Origin of the sequence: Pseudoalteromonas sp. CO342X, from assembly GCF_004208915.1 — a bacterium.
GTDB classification, from domain to species: Bacteria; Pseudomonadota; Gammaproteobacteria; order Enterobacterales; family Alteromonadaceae; genus Pseudoalteromonas; species Pseudoalteromonas maricaloris.
Genome location: NZ_SGPH01000087.1, coordinates 1 through 371, shown reverse-complemented (window position 1 = coordinate 371; position 371 = coordinate 1). Strand labels below are relative to the sequence as shown.

The 371-nt window shown below is 35.0% G+C and carries 1 protein-coding gene; it reads right to left on the bottom strand.

What is annotated here, in order from left to right:
* Window positions 1–198 (bottom strand): GAD-like domain-containing protein (locus EXT47_RS23695; protein WP_276319752.1); only part of this gene is annotated, 198 nt, incomplete at its 3' end.
* Between the last annotated feature and the right edge of the window lie 173 nt (window positions 199–371).

Below are 371 nucleotides of genomic sequence, written 5' to 3'. Positions count from 1 at the left end.
ATCGGGATTAGTTAACCAAAAAAGCCCTTCCCCGAAACCAGAAAATCCGTATTCACTCCAATATTCTAATAATCTAGCAGGCAGTTTACCTTCAAACTTTTTTATTATTTCTGCTGGGGCTTGATTTTTTTCACTAGGCTCTTCAAACTTTTCAATAAACCACTCGAAATCTTCATCTATTTCAAATTGTTTGGTCATTATTCTAACCTCCTTACTTAACAGCGTTATTCATGCTGCTTAATAGCGCCACGTACCATAGAAGCCATATCAATGATTTCCATATCACCCATGTCTGCAATTAAATTCAAATGGGCAAAAATATCGCACTTTTCAATATTCTTGACTTTTTTCTCGCCACCCATAAATAAAAA